Source organism: Pseudomonas agronomica (genome assembly GCF_025917275.1).
Taxonomy (GTDB): domain Bacteria; phylum Pseudomonadota; class Gammaproteobacteria; order Pseudomonadales; family Pseudomonadaceae; genus Aquipseudomonas; species Aquipseudomonas agronomica.
Map to the genome: position 1 here is coordinate 1 of NZ_JAOSHO010000945.1, position 788 is coordinate 788.

A 788-nucleotide genomic window follows, 5' to 3' on the forward strand; every position below is an offset into this window, starting at 1 on the left:
CTTTCCGTTTATGAAAATACTTTCCAGTGGCGACCGCTTCAGAGCCCTTCTCAGAGAAGCGAACATCCGATCCGCCGACTTCGCGAAGTTGTACGGCGTGAAATCCCAACACGTGAACAACTGGTTCAACCGTGGCATCCCGCCCGGGCGCATCCACTCCATCGCCAGCCTGCTGACCGTCAGCCCGGAATGGCTCGCCCGCGGCGAAGGCCCGCAAACGCCATTGGGCCTCGGCCCCGGCACCACCTATGAAGCCGCCGAAAACGACGGCGTCTACAGCGTGGCGGAACCCACGGACATCGAACTGCCCTTCTACAAGGAAGTCCCCATCGCCCCCGGCGAAACCAAGACCCACATCGTCGAAATCCCCGACCAATCCATCCGCCTGCCCCGCAGCCACCTCGAATCCCTCGAAATCGACCCCAGCGACGCCATCTGCACCACCATGGTCGGCGACAGCATGGCCGAACGCATCGAAGACGGCTCCACCCTCGCCATCGACCGCGGCCTGACGCAAATCGTCGACGGCCAAATCTACGCCCTCGAACACGACGGCATGCTCCGCATCAAATACCTCCACCGCATCCCCGGCAACCGACTACGCCTGCGCAGCCACAACAGCGCCGCCTACCCCGACGAAGTCTTCAGCGCAGAACAGATCGACGCGCAACACATCCACGTGATTGGCTGGGTGTTCTGGTGGTCAACCCTCAACAAACAGAGACCGCCGGTGTTCGACTAACCCAAATCCACCGCAGCTCCCCGTGGCGAGGGAGCTTGCTCCCGCT

At 62.2% G+C, this 788-nt stretch carries 1 protein-coding gene; it reads left to right on the plus strand.

The window, feature by feature from the left end; all coding sequences use genetic code 11:
• Window positions 1–10 precede the first annotated feature (10 nt).
• The gene (locus tag OC610_RS28275) at window positions 11–742 is read left to right on the plus strand and encodes a LexA family transcriptional regulator (protein WP_264432988.1); all 732 of its coding nucleotides are present in this window, start codon (window positions 11–13) and stop codon (window positions 740–742) included.
• The last annotated feature ends 46 nt before the right edge of the window (window positions 743–788 follow it).